The 18,065-nt window shown below is 65.5% G+C and carries 13 protein-coding genes and 5 pseudogenes; 6 read left to right on the top strand and 12 right to left on the bottom strand.

Annotated features, from left to right (window positions below):
• Positions 1–24 precede the first annotated feature (24 nt).
• The 6 genes from OG948_RS00625 to OG948_RS00600 all read right to left on the bottom strand — a co-directional run bounded on the left by OG948_RS00625 (position 25) and on the right by OG948_RS00600 (position 7,976).
• The gene (locus OG948_RS00625; RefSeq protein ID WP_406292866.1) at positions 25–768 is read right to left on the bottom strand and encodes a TylF/MycF family methyltransferase; all 744 of its coding nucleotides are present in this window, start codon (positions 766–768) and stop codon (positions 25–27) included.
• Between the two features lie 607 nt (positions 769–1,375).
• A complete protein-coding gene (locus tag OG948_RS00620; RefSeq protein ID WP_406292864.1) occupies positions 1,376–2,623 on the bottom strand; it encodes an acetyl-CoA carboxylase biotin carboxylase subunit family protein in 1,248 nt (415 codons plus the stop codon).
• Between the two features lie 52 nt (positions 2,624–2,675).
• A complete protein-coding gene (locus tag OG948_RS00615) occupies positions 2,676–3,719 on the bottom strand; it encodes a D-alanine--D-alanine ligase family protein (protein WP_406292862.1) in 1,044 nt (347 codons plus the stop codon).
• Between the two features lie 11 nt (positions 3,720–3,730).
• Positions 3,731–5,056, bottom strand: a complete 1,326-nt coding sequence (locus OG948_RS00610) for a cation:proton antiporter (protein ID WP_406292861.1) — start codon at positions 5,054–5,056, stop codon at positions 3,731–3,733.
• Positions 5,057–5,086: 30 nt separating this feature from the next.
• Complete coding sequence (locus OG948_RS00605) at positions 5,087–6,280, bottom strand: MFS transporter (RefSeq protein WP_406300157.1); 1,194 nt, start codon at positions 6,278–6,280, stop codon at positions 5,087–5,089.
• Positions 6,281–6,350: 70 nt separating this feature from the next.
• Entirely contained in the window at positions 6,351–7,976 is a 1,626-nt protein-coding gene (locus tag OG948_RS00600; protein WP_406292859.1) for an amino acid adenylation domain-containing protein, read from the bottom strand.
• Between the two features lie 30 nt (positions 7,977–8,006).
• Here OG948_RS00600 and OG948_RS00595 point away from each other — a divergent pair.
• A pseudogene (locus tag OG948_RS00595) lies at positions 8,007–9,010 on the top strand (IS5 family transposase).
• Positions 9,011–9,029: 19 nt separating this feature from the next.
• On the opposite strand, the gene OG948_RS00590 reads toward OG948_RS00595, so the two are convergent.
• Genes OG948_RS00590 through OG948_RS00575 form a run of 4 tightly spaced genes read right to left on the bottom strand, consistent with a single transcriptional unit; the run spans position 9,030 to position 12,446 of the window.
• Positions 9,030–9,806, bottom strand: coding sequence for a thioesterase II family protein (locus OG948_RS00590; RefSeq protein ID WP_406292857.1), 777 nt, complete (start codon positions 9,804–9,806; stop codon positions 9,030–9,032).
• A 2-nt stretch (positions 9,807–9,808) separates the two neighbouring features.
• Entirely contained in the window at positions 9,809–10,072 is a 264-nt protein-coding gene (locus OG948_RS00585; protein WP_406292856.1) for a phosphopantetheine-binding protein, read from the bottom strand.
• Positions 10,069–11,034 carry a chlorinating enzyme gene (locus OG948_RS00580; RefSeq protein ID WP_406292854.1) on the bottom strand — a complete coding sequence of 322 codons (966 nt, stop codon included), beginning with the start codon at positions 11,032–11,034 and terminating at the stop codon, positions 10,069–10,071. The genes OG948_RS00585 and OG948_RS00580 overlap by 4 nt, the downstream gene beginning before the upstream one ends.
• A complete protein-coding gene (locus tag OG948_RS00575) occupies positions 11,031–12,446 on the bottom strand; it encodes a PLP-dependent aminotransferase family protein (RefSeq protein WP_406292852.1) in 1,416 nt (471 codons plus the stop codon). Before OG948_RS00575 ends, OG948_RS00580 begins: the two co-directional genes overlap by 4 nt.
• An 871-nt stretch (positions 12,447–13,317) precedes the next feature.
• On the opposite strand from OG948_RS00575, the pseudogene OG948_RS00570 reads away from it, so the two are divergent.
• The 5 genes and pseudogenes from OG948_RS00570 to OG948_RS00550 all read left to right on the top strand — a co-directional run.
• Positions 13,318–13,640: pseudogene (locus OG948_RS00570) on the top strand (IS5/IS1182 family transposase); the annotation flags it as partial.
• Positions 13,641–14,081: 441 nt separating this feature from the next.
• A pseudogene (locus OG948_RS00565) lies at positions 14,082–15,040 on the top strand (ISAzo13 family transposase); the annotation flags it as partial.
• A gap of 66 nt (positions 15,041–15,106) precedes the next feature.
• Positions 15,107–15,379 (top strand): annotated as a pseudogene (locus tag OG948_RS00560) (transposase domain-containing protein); the annotation flags it as partial.
• A 26-nt stretch (positions 15,380–15,405) separates the two neighbouring features.
• Entirely contained in the window at positions 15,406–15,582 is a 177-nt protein-coding gene (locus OG948_RS00555) for a hypothetical protein (RefSeq protein ID WP_406300395.1), read from the top strand.
• Positions 15,583–15,587: 5 nt separating this feature from the next.
• Entirely contained in the window at positions 15,588–16,466 is an 879-nt protein-coding gene (locus tag OG948_RS00550; protein ID WP_406292850.1) for a transposase, read from the top strand.
• Positions 16,467–16,483: 17 nt separating this feature from the next.
• Here the strand turns inward: OG948_RS00550 and OG948_RS00545 are convergent.
• Together OG948_RS00545 and OG948_RS00540 are read right to left on the bottom strand one after the other, a co-directional pair.
• Positions 16,484–17,442: pseudogene (locus OG948_RS00545) on the bottom strand (ISAzo13 family transposase); the annotation flags it as partial.
• Positions 17,443–17,468: 26 nt separating this feature from the next.
• Positions 17,469–17,807, bottom strand: coding sequence for a transposase (locus tag OG948_RS00540; protein ID WP_406292848.1), 339 nt, complete (start codon positions 17,805–17,807; stop codon positions 17,469–17,471).
• Between the last annotated feature and the right edge of the window lie 258 nt (positions 17,808–18,065).

Genomic DNA, 18,065 nt, shown 5'->3' with positions numbered 1-18,065 from the left:
CGCGCGGAACACGAACGTCACGGTTCAACCGGTGCGTCGCCAGAAGGCGCCGAGTCCGTCGATGTCCTCGATCGGGTCCTCGACCCCGAACCGGACCCGCCAGTCGCTCACCGCCTCGCGGCACACCGGAATGTGGTAGTCGTCGATGATCACGAAGCCTCCGGGGGAGAGCTTCGGATACAGGTGGACCAGGGTGTCCATCGTCGACTCGTACAGATCGCTGTCCAGGCGCAGCACGGCGAGCCGCTCGATCGGGGCGGTCGGCAGGGTGTCCCGGAACCATCCCGGCAGGAGCTCGACCCGGTCGTCCAGGAGTTCGTAGCGCTCGAAGTTGCGCCGGACGGTGGCGATATCGGTCGCCATGAACGTGTTGTAGCGGTGCGAGGCGAGTTCACGGTCGCCCTGGTGACCGGTGGCGTCGGGCCGCGGCATCCCCTGGAAGGAATCCGCGACCCACACCTTTCGGTCGGTCACGTCGTGCGCCTTCAGGATCGCCCGCATGAAGATGCAGGTCCCGCCGCGCCACACCCCGGTCTCGATCAAGTCCCCCGGGACCCCGTCGGCCAGCACCTGCTTGACGCAGCTCTCGACGTTCTCGAAACGACGCATCCCGATCATCGTGTGCGCGACGCTGGGCCAGTCCACGCCCAGGCTGCGATTGAGCGCGTCGTAGTGCTCGCTCGGTGCCCAGCTCGCCGGGATGGGCGGGTCCTCGTAGATGGTGTTGGCCAGGACGTTCTTGATCAGGTCGAGATAGAGCTGCGCCACGGGTTGCACGATGACCGTCCTGTGCTGCCGAAGGTATGGATGGACTCGGTGGGCGTGCGTGCGGCGGCTCGGTGTCCTACCCGGTCGGCCCGCCTGCGAGCACCCGACTCAGGGGGCGTCGTCGCGGCCCGGCAGGGCTGCCTGGAAGGCGGCCAGGAACGCTGCCGCCATGGGGCCGGGACGACGATGCGCCGCGTCTGGAGCGAGGCGTCCCAGCCGCCGCCCGGCCTGGGCCGGACCTCCACGGTCAGCGTGTATGCGCCGCCGGCGGGCGGCGGAGGTTCCGGGCGTACCTGCGCACCGGCCAGGGCTAGTCCCGGACCCGGGTGCAGATTCCGGATGACGGCGACCCGCCGGAACGCGTCCGGTCCTCGACCCCGAACCGGACCCGCCAGTCGCTCACCGCCTCGCGGCCAGCACGGCGGTGATGACTACGCGCGCGTTGCGCACCAGTTGGTCGGACCCCATGCCGTGGCGCGGTAGAGCGCCACGACATCCCTCCAGAACTCCTCCAGATACGGAGACTTGCGTCGCACCTGGGATCATCCCTCCCTGGACCATCAAGATCCATTGTCGGGGTGTCCGCTCCAAGGAATCGTCCTCCGTCTCACCCGCCGACGGCATCACCGACCACGAAGATCTGGTCAGCCACCTGTCTCGCCACCTCGATCGGTAGTTTGGTCTTCTCCGTGAAGAGCTCGTCCCATTCGAGTTCGATGAAGCCCTCTCCGAGGGTGAGGTTGTCCCTGGTCACCTGGGAGAAGTCGCCGCGCTTCGCGTTGATGCTGAGGCTCCGCACCTCTGGCGGAAGCGGCTTCCCGGCCTGGATGTCCTGAATCTGTCCGGGCGGCGCGTTAAGGCACGCGACCGCCGAGGACTTGCCTGGAACCGCGCCGAGAGCCACGTCAAGCAGGTCAGATCCTAGATAGGAGCCGACGTGTAGCCGATAGGGGCTGACCGAGTAGGCACGCTCGACCTGATCCATGACCAGACCTCCGGCCGGCCGGGCAGCCGCCTCGATCACCCAGGCCGTTCCGTCCGCCGCAAATTTGATCTCCACATGGGCGATTCCCCGGTCGATGCCCAGCGCGACACAGGTCTGCTCGGCGAGGTCGGTCAGAGTACGGTCCCCGGCGCGGTGGCTCGGCACCAGTTGCGCGACCTCGGCGAACCAGGGAGGAGGAGACAGGTATTTCTCGGTGACGGCGAGGGCCTGCGCACGGCCCGCCCCGCAGAGGACCTCGACGGACACCTCGTTGTCGGAGTCGACATACTGCTCGACAAGGTACTTGTCACCGAGAATCCCGTAAGTCGCCCCGTGGCGCGCGACCATCGCCTTCGATTCCGCGAGACCAGTGAGCGCCTCCTCGCGGGTGGCAGCCAGGACGACCCCGACGCTGCCACCAAAATCGTAGGGCTTGATGACCACTGGCAGCCCGATCGTATCGACGGCGGTGAGAAGCTCCTCATCGGACTGCACCAGTTCGGAACGAGGAGTCTGGACACCAGCCGCCAGAAGAGCTCGCTTCATCGCGTACTTGTCCCGCGTGTTGGTCACTGTCGTAGCGTCCAGCCCCGTCAGGCCCAGGGCGCAGTTCACGGGGTTGGCCGAAGCCACCGTCCAGTCGTCGAACGGAACGATGACCCGAGGGTGCCAGCCGTGGGTGGAACGCGCGCGGATGGCCGTTAGCAGGGAATGCGGGTCCCGGGGATCGGCCGACAACATATCATCGAACGTTCGGTTCCGGTCGCGCACCGCATCCTTCGCAGCCGCCCAGACCGGAAGATCAGTGGCTTCCTTCGCTCCGGAGAAGGCCCGTTCTCGAAGAAACCGCTCGGCTCCGAGCAGCAGCACATACTCTTTCGTTTTCGTTCGCATAAACACGCCTCAATTTCCGAGAATCGTTTCAGGACTGAAGGGCGTTGGCCCGCAGCGGAGCTTCGCCGTATTCCCCTCCTGCTGAGAGGGCCTCGGGCACCGCCGTGCAGCGCCGCAACGCCGTCATGACGAGCGTGTCGAGCAGTCGGCTGAAGGTGATCCCCCGCGCTCCGAACATGGACGCGTAGTGGGAACGTTCGGTGAACCCCGGCATCGTGTTGCACTCGATGAGAACGGGCCCGGAGTCAGTGAGGAAGAAATCGATCCGGGCCAGCCCCGTGCAGCCCATGCCCCGGAAAATTCGCTTGGCGGCTCCGAAAAGCTGGTCTCGTTCCTCACCGGTCAACGGCGCGGGGCAGAGGGATCGCGCGGTGCCGCTGTACTTGGTCGCGTGGTCGAAGAACAGCTTGCTGCCCAACACGACCTCGAGAGGCGCACCCAGGTGGAGCCTACCGTCGGCGGTCTCGAGGATCGCGATGTTGATTTCCCGTCCGGTAATGACCGACTCCACCAGCACTTCCGACGACATCTGGAACGCCGCGTGGATGGCGGATTCCAACTCGTCCCGCTCCAGCACGAAGGAGACCCCCAAACTGGAGCCCGCCGTGGCCGGCTTCACCACAACAGGCGGTTCCACCTCTACCGGGTCCGTCCTCGAACGCAAGACGACGCCCGGCGCAGTGCGGACTCCCAGCGAGTCGGCAACCAGCTTGGTTATCTGCTTGTTCATCGCCATCGCACCCACGGCCAGGGAACAGCCCACGAAGGGAATTCGCACCACCTCGCAGAGCGCCGCGAGAGTACCGTCCTCACCCGGAGCTCCATGCACCGCAGGGAAGACCACATCACAGGTCTCCAAGTCCTTGACGGCGGCGGCGAACGAAGGGTACCGATCACCTCTGGCGTCCAGCCACCCGCCGTCTCGGGTGATGGTGAACGGAACCGCCGTGTACTTCTGTGTGTCCAAGGCGGATGCGACGCTGTCTGCGCTGGCACAGCTGATGTCGTGTTCCGGACTGGTACCACCGCCGATGACGGCGACGCGAATGCAGCCGAGTCTTTCCTCGTTCACCGTGGTTCTCCTCATCCGAGGGTGCGGTCGGCCGGGCGAGTCGTCTGACTCCCGGATGCGACGGGCCGGGGTTCGGGCCGCAACGCCTCGACGGCCTGGCCGCGGGGCAAGAGCGGGCCGGCCAGCGCGGTGGTGAACAGCGCCATGATCACCATCATCGTGAATATCTGCCCGTCGAGGACGCCCAGACTGACGGCGGCGTTGAGGATGATCAGTTCGGTGAGGCCGCGGGTGTTCATCAACAGACCGAGGGTTACCGCCTCACGCCACGCCATCCCCGAGACGCGGGCGGGGACGACCGCGCCCAGCAGTTTGCCCGCACAGGCGACCAGCAGGATGAGGCCAAGCTCGAGATACTGGGTCCCGGCCAGGCCGCCGATGTCGACGCCGAGACCGGTGACGATGAAGAACACCGGCAGCAGCACCAGGCTGATCTGCTCCAGTGGCTTGCGGACGTGCTCGACCAGCAGATGGGAGGGCTCGCGCGGGGTGACGAACCCGAACAGAAACGCCCCGAAGATCGCGTGTATGCCGATCCAGGTCGTCGCCCACGCTGACAGCAGTGCCCCCGCGCTCAGAATGAGCAGCAGTGTCCGCCAGTGCTCCCTGCCGGCGAACCGCCAGGTAACCGCGGCCAAGAGCGGCCTGACCACCACGAACATCAGCGCCACGTAGACGACGCTGCGCACCATGATGACGATCAGGTCGCCGGTGTCTCCACCCGAGGTGACCAGCGCCGAGACGTAGGCGAGCATGCACCAGGCCAGGACGTCGTCGATGGCGGCGCTGGCCAGCGCGAGCGTGCCGACCCGGGTGTCGGTGAGCTTGTTGTCCGACAAGATCCGTGCGAGCACGGGGAAGGCGGTCACAGACATCGCCGCTCCCATGAAGGTCGCGAACGCGGTGAAAGAGATGTGTCTTCCGTCGACTACGTCATGGTTCTGATAGAGCACGACGGCCGACAGCGCGCCCAGCCCGAACGAGAGGGCCACCGAGGTCAGCGAGACTGCGGCCGCCAAGCCCACGTGCGGCCTGATCAGGCGCTTCTCAAACTCCCAGCCGACCATGAACATGAAAAGAATCAGACCGACCTGCGACACTGCCGAGAGGAGCGGCCTGACGTCAGCAGGGAACAGGCGCTGGCTCAGATCGCCGGGGAACAAACCCAACAGACTCGGACCGAGGACAATGCCCGCCGTGATCTCGCCGATCACGATGGGCTGGCGGAGAGATCTGGCGATCCGGCCGAAGACGACACCGGTCAACAGCACCACCGCGATACCGGCGAACATGATCGCCAGTTTCGTCTCAGCTGCCGTGGCCATCGAATCGAACACGAGGAGCTCCCCCTTTCAATTGTCGCCGGTCTACGCGGCGGACTTGTCGCCGCCTGCTCCACGTGGTTCTGCCGCAAGGACTGAGGACCTCTTCCGGAACGTGGTTTGAAACAGATGAAACGCAGCCGCCGTGCCGATGGCGATCAAGGCGCAGGAACCCCACGTCACGAAATGTGAGTCGGAGTCTGGATTCCGGTCGAAAGTCAGCACTGCGAGATAGTTGCCGAGAACGGCGCCGATGGCCCAGCCGACCGAGACGAACCCGAGGTACGCGGCTTCCTGCCCACGCGGCGATATGGCGTGTGCTGCGGCGTCGAGCGACGGGCCGAGAAGCAGCTCGGACAGAGAGAAGAAAATGATGAATGTGACGAGTTGGACGACGCCATTTCCCGCCATCAGGGCACCGAAGGCGACCGTCATCAGAATCATTCCATGGATGATGACACTGAGGGCCTGATCTGATCTCTTGAGAAAGATCCGAACCAGAAATATCTGAGCGGAAATAATGATGATCGCGTTCAAAGCCACGAAGACGCCGACGGCGCCCACCGAATCGAGAACATTCTTCGCGTGCAGCGGGAAAGAAAGGGTGAACTGGCTGAAGCAGGTCCAAAACCCGATGCTGGCCACCATCAGCCACACCGCCGCGGGATCGGTGAGAATGCTCCGGGCTCTCTTAAAGACACCCATGACCGGTTCACCACCGGAGGAACTCGGCGCTCGGAGGCGGCCGAGTGGGAATATGCATGCCAGATGCAGTATCGAGGCTGCGACCAGCAGCGTGGTGAAATGATCGTAGAACACTCCTCCGATCAGTGGCCCAAGCGCGGAGCCGACGTTCGCCGCAGTGGAACGCAATGCGAAGACGCGCGGTCCGTACACCTCGGCGGCGATAGCCAGAACCGCTTTGCATGCTGGAACGAAAAATGCGTTTCCCGCTCCGAGGAGTATCGCACTGGCCACTATGAGAACCATCTGGCGAGCGGAGGCGAGAAGAAGGAATCCGGCACCGCCTGTCACCATTCCGGCCACCATTAGTGCTTTTGGAGAATGCCGATCGCTCAGGATTCCGGTGGCGAATGTACCGCCTCGCTCCAAAACAATTATCGTTGTCAGGACGGCTCCGGCGGAGGCTATCGAAAGATGACGTTCGGTGGTCAGATATATCGCCAGAAAGGGAATCACCATATAGGCGCCGGCCATGCTGAGACCCAAGGTCGCCACAAGGATGGCGAGATCCGACCTTCGTGCCCCAGGCCGACTCCTCACGGCGTCGCCATCGGCATCATCGGCGTCAGGAGCCAACGGAATCACCCACCTGTACGAGTTCCGTCACAGCATGCGCGGCTTCGTGGAGGGCGAGCAGGGCACTCCGGTCGACCTTCCCGGTCGGGGAGAAGGGCAGCGCGGTGCAGAGGCGGATCGCCGAGGGGACCATGAAGGCCGGAAGTTCCGCGCCCAAATATTCGCGAATCGCCGCCGGTGTGCACCCCACGTCCTTGGGGACGACGAAGGCGATCAGTGTCTTCTCCCCGGCCGCCGTCTCGGCGACCGTCACGTAGCTCTGTTTGATGTGCGGATGCCGGTCGAGGTGGTGGAGAACTTCGCCTGGTTCGATCCGGTGACCGTTAATCTTCACCTGGTCGTCCAGCCGCCCCAGGAAGACGACGGCCCCATCGTCCCGAAAGCGTCCTCGGTCGCCGGTGTGGTATAAGCGCTCCCGCCGCCCGCCGATGTCGTACTCGACGAACCGCTTGCGCGTCGCTTCGGGGTTGGCGAGGTAACCCGGGGAGAGGCCTGGTCCGGCGAGGCAGATCTCACCGACCTCCCCCGCCGCGCACAAACGACCGCCGTCGACGAGGTAGAGCCGCGTGTTCTGGATCGGCACACCGATGGGCAGCGGGGAGCCGGAAGGGCCCAGCGTGCGCACCGGATAGCACGTGGCGAAGGTCGTGCTCTCGGTCGGCCCGTAGACGTTCACGATCCGGTCATCGCCGTAGTACCGCAGCGCGGAGGCCATATGTCGCAACGAATGCGCCTCGCCACCTGTGAGGATCGTCTCGACGCTCGCAAGCGTCGCGGGTGCCTCATCCACGATCGTGTTGAAGAGCGCCGTCGTCAGGAAGGCTGTGGTGACGCGCTGCGTCTCGAGCACCTTCCTCAGTTCGGAGAACCGCAAGAAGCTCGACGGGTACAGGACGCACGTACCGCCGTGCAGCAGTGCGCCCCAGATCTCGAACGTGGCGGCGTCGAAGGAGATCGGCGCCAACTGGAGCAGCCGGGTTCGCTCGTCGAGCCGCGTGTACCTGGCCCCGTAGACGAGCCGGGCAATGCTGCGGTGGCGGATCGGGACTCCCTTGGGCGTCCCGGTCGAACCCGAGGTGAAGTTGATGTAGGCGATGTCGTCGGGATCGGCTCGCGTTTCAGGGGCGGTGCCGCCCGCCGTCCCGTCGGCCGGCACAACTAGCCAGTCGGGCAGACGAGCGTCCAGCGCCGAAGGCTGGTCGGTCACGACGACGGTGCAACCAGCCTGGGCGAGAACGGCGTGCAGGCGGTTGTCCGGCCAGCTCGCGTCGAAGGGAAGATAGGCGCCACCGCACTTGAGCACCGCGAGCAGCGAGACGATCAGTTCCGGCGAGCGGTCGCAGCATACGCCGATGACGTCGTCACGGCCGGCCCCGATCTCGTGCAGCCGTGCGGCCAGGCCGTTGGCGAGAGAGTCGAGTTCCTGGTAGGTCAGGGTCCGTTCCCTGTGCACTACGGCGGGCGCTTCCGGGACACGCGCGGCCTGGCGCTCGAACAGCGTCGCGACCCCGAGGTCGTCGGGATAGCTCTCTGCGGTCAGGTTGATCCGGTCATGGATGACCAGCGCTTTAGGGCGTGTATCGGGTTGTGATCGATCTGTGGGATTCGTCGTCAACCCGGTCCTGGTCTGGTAATTGGTCTTGTTGTGACGCGAGAGCAACTGACGGACGTGGAGTGGGAGTTCATCGGGCCGTATCTGCCGATCGGTGGGTTCGGTCCGTATCCCGAGCGGCTGCGGCAGCAGTTCGAGGGCGTGATCTGGAAGTTTCGGACGGGTGCGCAGTGGCGTGAGATGCCGGAGCGGTTCGGTGCGTGGCCGACCGTGCACAACCGCTTTCGGCAGTGGCGGGACGCCGGTGTCTTCGAGGCCCTGTTGGAGGGCCTGATCGCGGAGGCCGCGAAGCGGGGCGTGGTGGACATGTCGCTGGTGAGCGTGGACTCGACCACCGTCCGGGCGCACCACGACGCCGCCGGGATGCATCTCGACCCGGACACGCTCACCGCTCTGGAGAAGGCCGCCGCCGAGGAGGAGAAGGCCCGGCAAAAGGGGGCGATCCGGAGGAACAAAGCGGGAACGGAGCCGGAATCGACCCGGACCGGGAGGAACGACGACGTGTCCGGCGCCGGCATCGGATCCGGCTGAGGGCCGGCCTGCTCGGACGCTCGCGGGGTGGACAGACCTCCAAGATCCATCTCGCCTCGGACCGCAACTGCCGGCCCTTGGCGCTGATCCTGACTGCGGGACAGGCCGCCGACAGCCCGCAGTTCGTCCCCGTCCTCGGGAAGGTACGGGTCCGCGGGCCCGTCGGGCGTCCCCGCACCCGGCCCGACGCGGTCGCCGGAGACAAGGCCTACTCGTCCCGTGGCAACCGCGCCCACCTGCGGAGACGCCGCATCAAGGCAGTCATCCCGGAAAAGAGGGACCAGGCCGCCAACCGCAAGAGGAAGGGCACCGGGGGCGGCAGGCCCGTCGGCCACGACGCAGACCTCTACAAGGAACGGAACACCGTCGAGCGCCTGATAAACAGGTTCAAGGCCTGGCGAGGCATCGCCACCCGCTACGACAAGACCCCCGAGAGCTACCTCGCCGGCCTCCACCTTCGCGCCGCGATGATCTGGGTCAACGCCCTCAGCCGGGGCACCTGTTGATCTCAACTGGATACGCGGCCTAGGGCCGACTACGAGCCTCCGCACTTGAGGTCCCCAATCTCTCATTGATGACGTCCAAGACGAGCCCGCGGTGGGTCTCGAGGAAGAAGTGGGCGCCCGGGAGTTCGACCAGCTCGCACCCGCGGCTGGCGAACACGGGCCAGCTCCGCATCGTGGCGGCCGGGTCAACTGGGTCGTCCCGGCCGTAGAGCACCGTCAGCGGAACATCCAGCGGCGTCGCTGCCCGGTCGTCCCAGAGCTCGGCGAGCCGGATGTCGTTGCGCACCGCAGGCACGAGCATTCTCATCAGCGGTTCACTGGCCATCAGGTCCCCAGGCATACCGCCCATATCCTTCAGGGCCGTCCGGAACTCCGCGTCGGGCAGGTGGTGGAGGCGGGGCGTGCGAGCCTGGTTCGGGCTTCGGCAACCGGATACAAACAACCGCCGTGTGCGGCCAGGGTGCTTGGCCGCGGCGAGGTGCGCCAGCTCGTAAGCCAACCTGCCGCCGAAACTGTGTCCGAAGAACGCGTGCGGCGCCTGGAGGAGTGGGCCCAGCGCGCCGGAAGCGCGTTCGAGGAGTGTCGCCCAATCGGTGCACGACGGTTCGTTGATCCGCGAGCCTCGGCCGGGCAGCCGGACGGCCACCGCCTCGACATTTTCGTCGAGCTCGTCCGCCCAAGAGCGGAACAGAGTGGGATTCCCGCCCGCGTACGGGAGGCAGATCAACGTGAGGGCCGGCTCACGCGTCGCCTCCTTGAGCGGCAACAACCACTGGTTACCGTCAGCAGGCTCCATGGTCAGTTCTCTCGGTCACGGGTCTTCACAGGCACGTTCTTGGTCAGGGTGACGACGAGTTCGCCGACGGTACTGCCCACGAAAAGATCCTCGGCCGGCAGGGCGTCTTCACCGAACGCCTCCTCGGCCCGGCCGATCAGCCTCGCGGCCGTCAGCGATGTGCCGCCCGCCGCGAAGAAGTCGTCCTCGTCGTGCTGGAGGGAGAGCCCAAGGTCCTGGCACGTTTTGAGCACCCATTCGCGCAGCCACCGCTCGTGCTCGCTCACGCGCGTGCCCCCGTCTGCCGGGCCTCGAACGGCTTGCCCGAGCGAGTGGCGCTCACGAACCTGTTGTGCTCGTACGAGTCCTGCCCGGACACCAGCACGTTGCCGAACTTCTCCAGGCTCGCCGAGCCGCCGAACTCCTCGAGTCGGTCGGAGTAGGGGTAGACACGAACGGAGGTGGGCAGGTAGCGGCCGGCGTAACCGAGCCGCATGTCGTTGGTCTTCCCGTTGTGCGGGTGGGAAGCGTGCATGAGAGTGGACCAGAAGATGATGAACTGCCCTTGGCGCATCACCTGGGAGACCGCGTTCGCCTCATCCGGGCTCCAATCGGAGTCCTTCTGCAACTGCCGATAGTCGTAGCCGAAGAACCCTCGCCGGATCCCGTTCTTCTCAACCCGGTTGATGGCGTCGGCGTCGTACGTCATGGACCTGGACTCGTCGTAGTTCATCGTTTTGTGTGAGCCCGGTATGAACTGCAGGCAGCCCATGTCGACGCTCGCCTCGGTGAAGGCGGTCCAGACCGTGATAGTGCCGCCGAACTCGGCGTCCTCGGGCCAGACGATCTGCGGATGCTTGGATCCCGCAACGTTGGAGAAGTTGTCGGCCTGATGCCAGTCGGTGCCCTCATCGCCCGGATATTTGGGGAAGAACTCGCTGCGCCAGCACAGCACGTCGGGGCCCAGGATGCTCGCGACACGATCCACGATCCCGGGCTGCGTGATGTGCTCGCCAAGAAAATCGACATCGAGGTGGCGGTCGTAGTTGGCGAGGTTGGTGCCGCCGGAGATCGCCTGGTCATCAGCGTAGATGGAGGTTTTGGTATTGAGCAGTTTAGGGCGCAAGGCGCGAAGGTTGCTCTCCATCTCGTCCGGAGCGTAGAGATCGAACGGCCCGATGTAGCCGTTTCGATGGAACTGCGCCAACTCGTCGGCACTGAGGGAGAAGCTGGTTTGCTGCTGTATCATTTCCTGCCCTTCTGGTGGAAGATCTCGCGCAGTTTCCGAAGCCCCGACTCGATAGCCTCGGCCCGCATCGCTCCGTAGCCGAACAACAACCCGTGTGCGAAGTTCGGCGGGTCAGTGAAGTCGCCAAGTGAATAAAGCCAAATCCCCGCTCTGCGCGCAGCCTGCACGAGTGGCCACATGTCGTACTCGGCGCGGGCGGTCACATGCAGCCCCGCTTCCGAGGGAACGAGGGTCAGAACGTCACCGAAGTCGCGTGCGAGGATGTCGATCAGCAGCCCACGCCTGGCTCCGTATTCTTCGTGCAGCCCGCGCAGATGATCGGCGAATCCGCCCTCGGCCAGGAAACGCGCCAGCGCGGCCTGCTCGACGCTCGGAGTGCCGACGTCCGTCAGGTATTTGGCCTTCGCCAGTGCGGGCATCAGCTCGGGGGGAGCGACCAGAAACCCAAGCCGTAACATCGGCAGCAGGACCTTGGAGAACGACCCGACGTAGATCACCTGGCCGTCAGGACACAGGCTGTGCAGCGGCTCCAGCGGTCGTTCGGTGAACTTCAGCTCGGTGTCGTAATCGTCCTCCACGATCACCGCGCTCCGCCGTCGCGCCCACGCCAGCAGGTCCAGCTTGCGGCGCAGCGACATAGGCATGCCCAGCGGGAACTGGTGCGCCGGAGTGACATAGACGAGCCGGCAGTCATCAGGAATCTCGTCGACGACGAGACCCTCCGAGTCGACCCGCACCCCCACGGGTTCGGCGCCCAGGCTCGTGAACATCTGCCGCGGCGGCGGATAACCGGGGTTCTCCACGGCGACCCGGTCGCCGGGCCGCAGCAGCACTCGGGCCGCGAGGTGCACCGCCTGTTGCGATCCGTTGGTAACGAGGACGTCGGTCGCCCTCACCTGGAGCTCTCGGGATCGGTGCAACCGCACCGCGATCTCCCTCCGCAGGTCAGCGCGCCCGCGCGGGTCCTCGTAGATCAGAAGCTGCGGCGGCATCGTAGTCATCTGCTCGGCGAGCAGACGTAACCAGGTGTCCATCGGGAAAATGCGCGTGTCCGGCACCCCGGCTCGAAAGTCATATTCAGGGGCCGCGTTGAGACGTAATGGCGGCTTCGGAAGGTCCGCCCAGAATCCGAGCGGCACCACCGGCTGTCTGGTTCGGTGCACTTCTCGCACACCAGTGCGGATTCGCGCCGGCGCGTTAATCCGGCATTCCAGGAGTCCTTCAGTGCTCATCCACTCGTAGGCCGCGCCGACCGAGTCCTCAGAGACGGCCAGGTGCCGCGCCAGCTCCTTGGCCGACGGCAAAGAGTCACCGTCCCGCAAATGGCCCCCGATAATGGCGATTCGGATCTGCCGGTAGATTTGAAGGGGCCAGGATAAAGGGTTTTCTTGTTCGAGGCAGATGTCCAGCATCTATTAGAATCCCCCCGTTAGCCATGAGCCACCGATCGTACAGTCAATGCTAAATACTTCATCCGCGATGGTAGTCATCGAGTCAAGCGTTGCTCAAGCCGCTTGTTCATGTCGGTCGGCGATCCGAACTGGGACCGGTTGCCATTCCACTGAACCCCATTCTGCCCTGGACATCAAATAGCGGTCGTCTGAATTATCCGGCTACGGCAAAGCTCCCGGCTTCTCATGGCATGCTTAAGACGAGCGCCTTGCAGCACCCGCGCAGCCGTTTCCTTCTGCTTTCTACACCAGAATTCATCCGGTCATCGAAGCGCCCAAAACGCTAGCGGAACCGACTGATCCTGTGATTGTGTGACACGCGTAACCTGTAATGGCAAACCGGGCAGGATCGGCGAAACATTCTGAAAGAACGGCAGATCACCTGGGATTGGATTGGCCCCCGAAGGCAGCACTTGAGTGAGGCTAGGGCTGCACCCCTGGATCATGTCAAGCATGGATAGTCTTGCATGCTGCAATTTTCAGCCACCGAAAGCACGCCGGAGGCGATTCCGCCGTGAACGCGCGGCTCAGCTCAGTGAGGTCTTCTCGGCAACGTGACAGTTGCGGTGCGTGATGATGCTGGGCGGGCGGGATGGTGACTTGATGCCGGACATGAGTGAAGCCCCTGGTAGGAACGTGTCTTCGAAGATCACGTTCCGAACAACCAGAGGGCTTTATGTAACGTCCAGTATCACCCACACCGCCGCGCTCGATGTCCACAGGGCGACCGCCGAGACGAGCCGTTCCTGCCGATAGGCGGGTTCGGGCCGTATCCGGAACGGTTGCGGGATCAGTTGGAGGGTGTGGTCTGGCGGGGCGGAGATCCCACCCCGACCGGCGTCGGATCCGACGCCGACGACGGGCGCGCCTGACGGCCGCGGGACTCGGCCGTTCGCGCGGCGGGTTGACCTCCAAGGTCCACCTGGCGTGCGACCGGCGCTACCGCCCCTGGCCTCCACGGTCACCGCGGGACAGGCCGCCGACAGCCCGCAGTTCGTACCCCTCCTGCGGAAGGTCAGGGTGCGCGGCCCGGTGGGCCAGCCGCGCACCCGTCCCGTTCTCCCGCGCCCATCTGCGCGCAAACGCAACATCAAGGCGGTCTCTACCAAGAAGTCGAACCAAGCGGCCAACCGGAAGAGGAAGGGTCGCGGGGGCGCCCACAGCTTCCACCCTTTCAATTCGAGTCGGGCGCTTCAGATGTCGGTCCGCCTCCCGCAAGCGCTTGGCGCCGTTGTCGAGTTTCCGGCGAACCTTTGCCGCCAGCACCACCAAGAACTCCTTGATCTTCGTGGACGTGTCCGTGCACTGGCGGACCACGCTGCGTCGTGCGTGCTTGAGGACCTTGACGAAGGAGATCCGGTCCGGGGCGATGCCGTTGTCGTCGGCCAGAGCGATGATGAGCTGCGTGAGGCAGTGGTTGTACGACCAGATGTGCCCAGACCTCCTGACGCACCAGATCCGGGTCGCCCGAGCGCAGGACCTCGGCCAGCCCGCGCTGGAAGGTCTTGATCTGCCGGAATGCCGATTCCGCCTCCCACCGCGGGCCTGTCCTTCAATAAGTGCACGGTAGAAGGGGAGTTGGTGGGAGCCTGAACGATGGCTCCGCTTCTGACTGACCGCGTCGATGTCCGCGTGCTGCGGGCCAAGTTCGATCAGATATTGCCGCACTTCGATGAGCGCCGGCGTCGGTTGTACCTGGCCAGCGAGGCCACCGCCCTCGGTCACGGCGGGATCGCCGTTGTCGCCGCGGTTTCCGGCACCAGTACTGCCACCGTCGCGCGTGGTATCGCCGAGTTGGCTGATGGCTCCGTCCCAACCCTCCGGATCCGGGCCCCAGGTGCCGGCGCAAGCGTCTGACGGACACCGATCCCGGCCTGGTGCCCGCACTTGAGTCGTTGATCGAGCCACACACCCGGGGCGACCCCGTTTCTCCACTGCGGTGGACCACGCTGTCGCTGCGGGTCCTGGCCTCGGCCCTCACGGCACGAGGCCATCCCGTCAGCGCGTCCACTGTCGGGCACCTGCTGCACACCTTGGGATACAGCCTGCAGGGCACCGCGAAGACGACGGAGGGCATCAGCCATCCGGACCGCGATGCCCAGTTCACCCACCTGAACACCACCGCCTCCGCCTTCCTCAACGACGCTCAGCCGGTGAGCAGCGTCGATACCAAGGCCAAGGAATGGCTCGGCAACCGCGACCGGCCCGGCCGCACCTGGCGGGTGGGCAAGGACGCGATCAAGGTGGCCTGCCACACCTTCACCACCACCGATCAGCCGATGGCGATTCCCTACGGGATCTACGACATCGCCCACAACACCGGATGGGTCAACGTCGGCACCGACCACGACACCGCCCAGTTCGCGGTGGAGTCCATCCGCCGCTGGTGGCAGCACCGCGGACAGGCCGACCATCCGCATGCCGGCCGGCTCCTGATCACCGCTGACTCCGGCGGTTCCAACGACCCTCGCCGCTGGACCTGGAAGAGCAGCCTGGCCGCTTTCGCCCGGGAAAGCGGGCTGGAGATCTCGGTCTGCCACCTGCCTCCCGGAACGCAATGCCATTGCTTGAACCCATCAAGCAGTTCGTGACATCGGGGCAGCACGGTCGTTGGGCCTGGTATGCATCCGTGGGTGGGGTTGTCCGATCAGGTACGGCTGGGGGTGGTGACCCGATGGGTGACTCCGGAGCTCGTCGCCGAGGTGCTGGAGAAGTGCGGGGTCCGGGACAAGAAGCCCGGCGCTCTACCTGCGGGGTTCATGGTCTATTTCACCCTTGCGCTGGCGTTGTTCCAGCAGGATTCCTATGACGATGTCGCCGAGCAACTGGTGGGTACAATTCCGGAGTTGAGTGCCAGCATCCCGAACAAGTCCTCATTCACTCGGGCACGCACCCGCCTGGGCCGCGGGTCCTGGAGGCCTTGTTCCGCGAGTTGGCCGGCCCGCTGGCCTCAGCCGGCCTGGAGGGCTCTTTCTACCGCGGGATGCGGCTGGCCGCAGTGGACGGGTTCGTACTGGACGCGCCGGACACGAAGGCGAACAGGGCCGCGTTCGGCGGTCCGACCAAGAACGGCCAAGCGGCCGGATTCCCCAGGTGAGGGTGGTGACACTGACCGAGTGCGGCACGCACGCCCAGATCGACGCGGCGGTGGGCGGCTTCAACGGCGGTGAGCCTGAGCCGGCGATCAAGACGGCCGGCTCGGCCGCCGCCGGGATGCTGGTCGTCATGGACCGCGGCTTTCCCGGGGTGGCGCTGTGGAAGGCCTACACCGGGGCCGGGGCGCACCTGCTGATCCGGGCCCGTTCGAGCGTCGCGGCCCGCCCGGTCGAGCACCTGCCGGACGGCACCTACCTGGCGAGGATGAGCCTGGCCGGCCAACGGGCCTCACATCCGGGCGGGGTGACCGTGCGGGTGATCGAGTACCGGGTCGACGGCGGTGAGGTGGTCAGGCTGGTGACAGATCTGCTCGACCCGACTGCTTATCCGGCGGCGGAGCCGGCCCGGCTCTACCACGCCAGATGGGAGGCGGAGTCGGCATTCCGGCAGATCAAGACCTTCCAGCGCGGACCCGCCGAAGTCCTGCGCTCGGCGGACCCGGAACTGGTGCGGCAGGAGGTCTGGGCGCCCCTGGTCGTGCACCACTGCCTCACGCGCGTCATCATGTCGCTGGCCGAGGACAACGGCATCGATCCAGACCGGGTCTCCTTCGTCAAAGTCCTCAAGCACACCCGGCGCGGCGTGGTGCGCCAGTGCGCGGACACACCCACCAAGATCAAGGAGTTCTTGGCCGTGCTGGCGGAGAAGGTGGGCCGCAAGCTCGACAACGGCACCCGGCGCCTGCGCGAGGCGGACCGGCATCTCAAGCGGCCGGACTCGAGGTACTCCTCCAAGTTCTCCTACCGGATCAACACCCGGGACCGGCAACCGACACGACGCGTCGCACCCAAGACCATCACCCTGCAACCGGTGATAGTTCACTGACTCAAGCAATGGCATTGCGTTCCGGGAGGCAGGTGGCAGACCGAGATCTCCAGCCCGCTTTCCCGGGCGAAAGCGGCCAGGCTGCTCTTCCAGGTCCAGCGGCGAGGGTCGTTGGAACCGCCGGAGTCAGCGGTGATCAGGAGCCGGCCGGCATGCGGATGGTCGGCCTGTCCGCGGTGCTGCCACCAGCGGCGGATGGACTCCACCGCGAACTGGGCGGTGTCGTGGTCGGTGCCGACGTTGACCCATCCGGTGTTGTGGGCGATGTCGTAGATCCCGTAGGGAATCGCCATCGGCTGATCGGTGGTGGTGAAGGTGTGGCAGGCCACCTTGATCGCGTCCTTGCCCACCCGCCAGGTGCGGCCGGGCCGGTCGCGGTTGCCGAGCCATTCCTTGGCCTTGGTATCGACGCTGCTCACCGGCTGAGCGTCGTTGAGGAAGGCGGAGGCGGTGGTGTTCAGGTGGGTGAACTGGGCATCGCGGTCCGGATGGCTGATGCCCTCCGTCGTCTTCGCGGTGCCCTGCAGGCTGTATCCCAAGGTGTGCAGCAGGTGCCCGACAGTGGACGCGCTGACGGGATGGCCTCGTGCCGTGAGGGCCGAGGCCAGGACCCGCAGCGACAGCGTGGTCCACCGCAGTGGAGAAACGGGGTCGCCCCGGGTGTGTGGCTCGATCAACGACTCAAGTGCGGGCACCAGGCCGGGATCGGTGTCCGTCAGACGCTTGCGCCGGCACCTGGGGCCCGGATCCGGAGGGTTGGGACGGAGCCATCAGCCAACTCGGCGATACCACGCGCGACGGTGGCAGTACTGGTGCCGGAAACCGCGGCGACAACGGCGATCCCGCCGTGACCGAGGGCGGTGGCCTCGCTGGCCAGGTACAACCGACGCCGGCGCTCATCGAAGTGCGGCAATATCTGATCGAACTTGGCCCGCAGCACGCGGACATCGACGCGGTCAGTCAGAAGCGGAGCCATCGTTCAGGCTCCCACCAACTCCCCTTCTACCGTGCACTTATTGAAGGACAGGCCCCGGACGTGCCGGTGTACTGCCGTCCGACGCCGGCGGACGTGACGCCCTTCTTGATGAAGCCCTTGTCGTCGACGATGAGGACCCTGTCCGGCTCGCCGAGCTGTTCGTCCACGAACTCCCTCCTATCGTCGCGGAGTTCGTCCGGGTCCCACGACGCCGACGCCAACAATCGTTGGATCCCGTCGGGCGTCGTGTGACCCGCGTACTCGGCGAGCTGCCACCCGTTCTTGCGCCCGACCGGCCCCAACAGGCCCCGAACGTAGTCCCGCATCCGCATCCGCAGCTCCCGCCGACCGAGACGATGTCCCACCCGCTAGAGCAACGACTCCAACTCGACCGACCACGGCTCCACGACCTCGATCCCCGTCATGCCCGGACCAACGCGAGACACGGGACGACGTCACGAATCACGGCCCGGAAAACGCAACCGACTCCCAGGAGCAGAGCCGAAGCGAGTACAATCAAGAGCCGAATATGGGTCTTGACCTGCGGATATACCGAATTGCTGCTGGAGTACTAGCTCGTGCGGAAGACCAACACCCGGTCCGAACGCGGGTCGAAAAGATCA

The sequence above is a fragment of the Embleya sp. NBC_00888 genome (assembly GCF_045207655.1).
GTDB lineage: Bacteria > Actinomycetota > Actinomycetes > Streptomycetales > Streptomycetaceae > Embleya.
Note: the sequence above shows the minus strand (reverse complement) of the source record. Positions and strands in the feature narration are given on the sequence as shown.

Excerpts from the sequence above, each read along its gene's own strand:
- OG948_RS00580 (WP_406292854.1), bottom strand. The coding sequence starts at position 11,034 with ATGATACAGCAGCAAACCAGCTTCTCCCTCAGTGCCGACGAGTTGGCG.
- OG948_RS00590 (WP_406292857.1), bottom strand. The coding sequence starts at position 9,806 with ATGGAGCCTGCTGACGGTAACCAGTGGTTGTTGCCGCTCAAGGAGGCG.
- OG948_RS00575 (WP_406292852.1), bottom strand. The coding sequence starts at position 12,446 with ATGCTGGACATCTGCCTCGAACAAGAAAACCCTTTATCCTGGCCCCTT.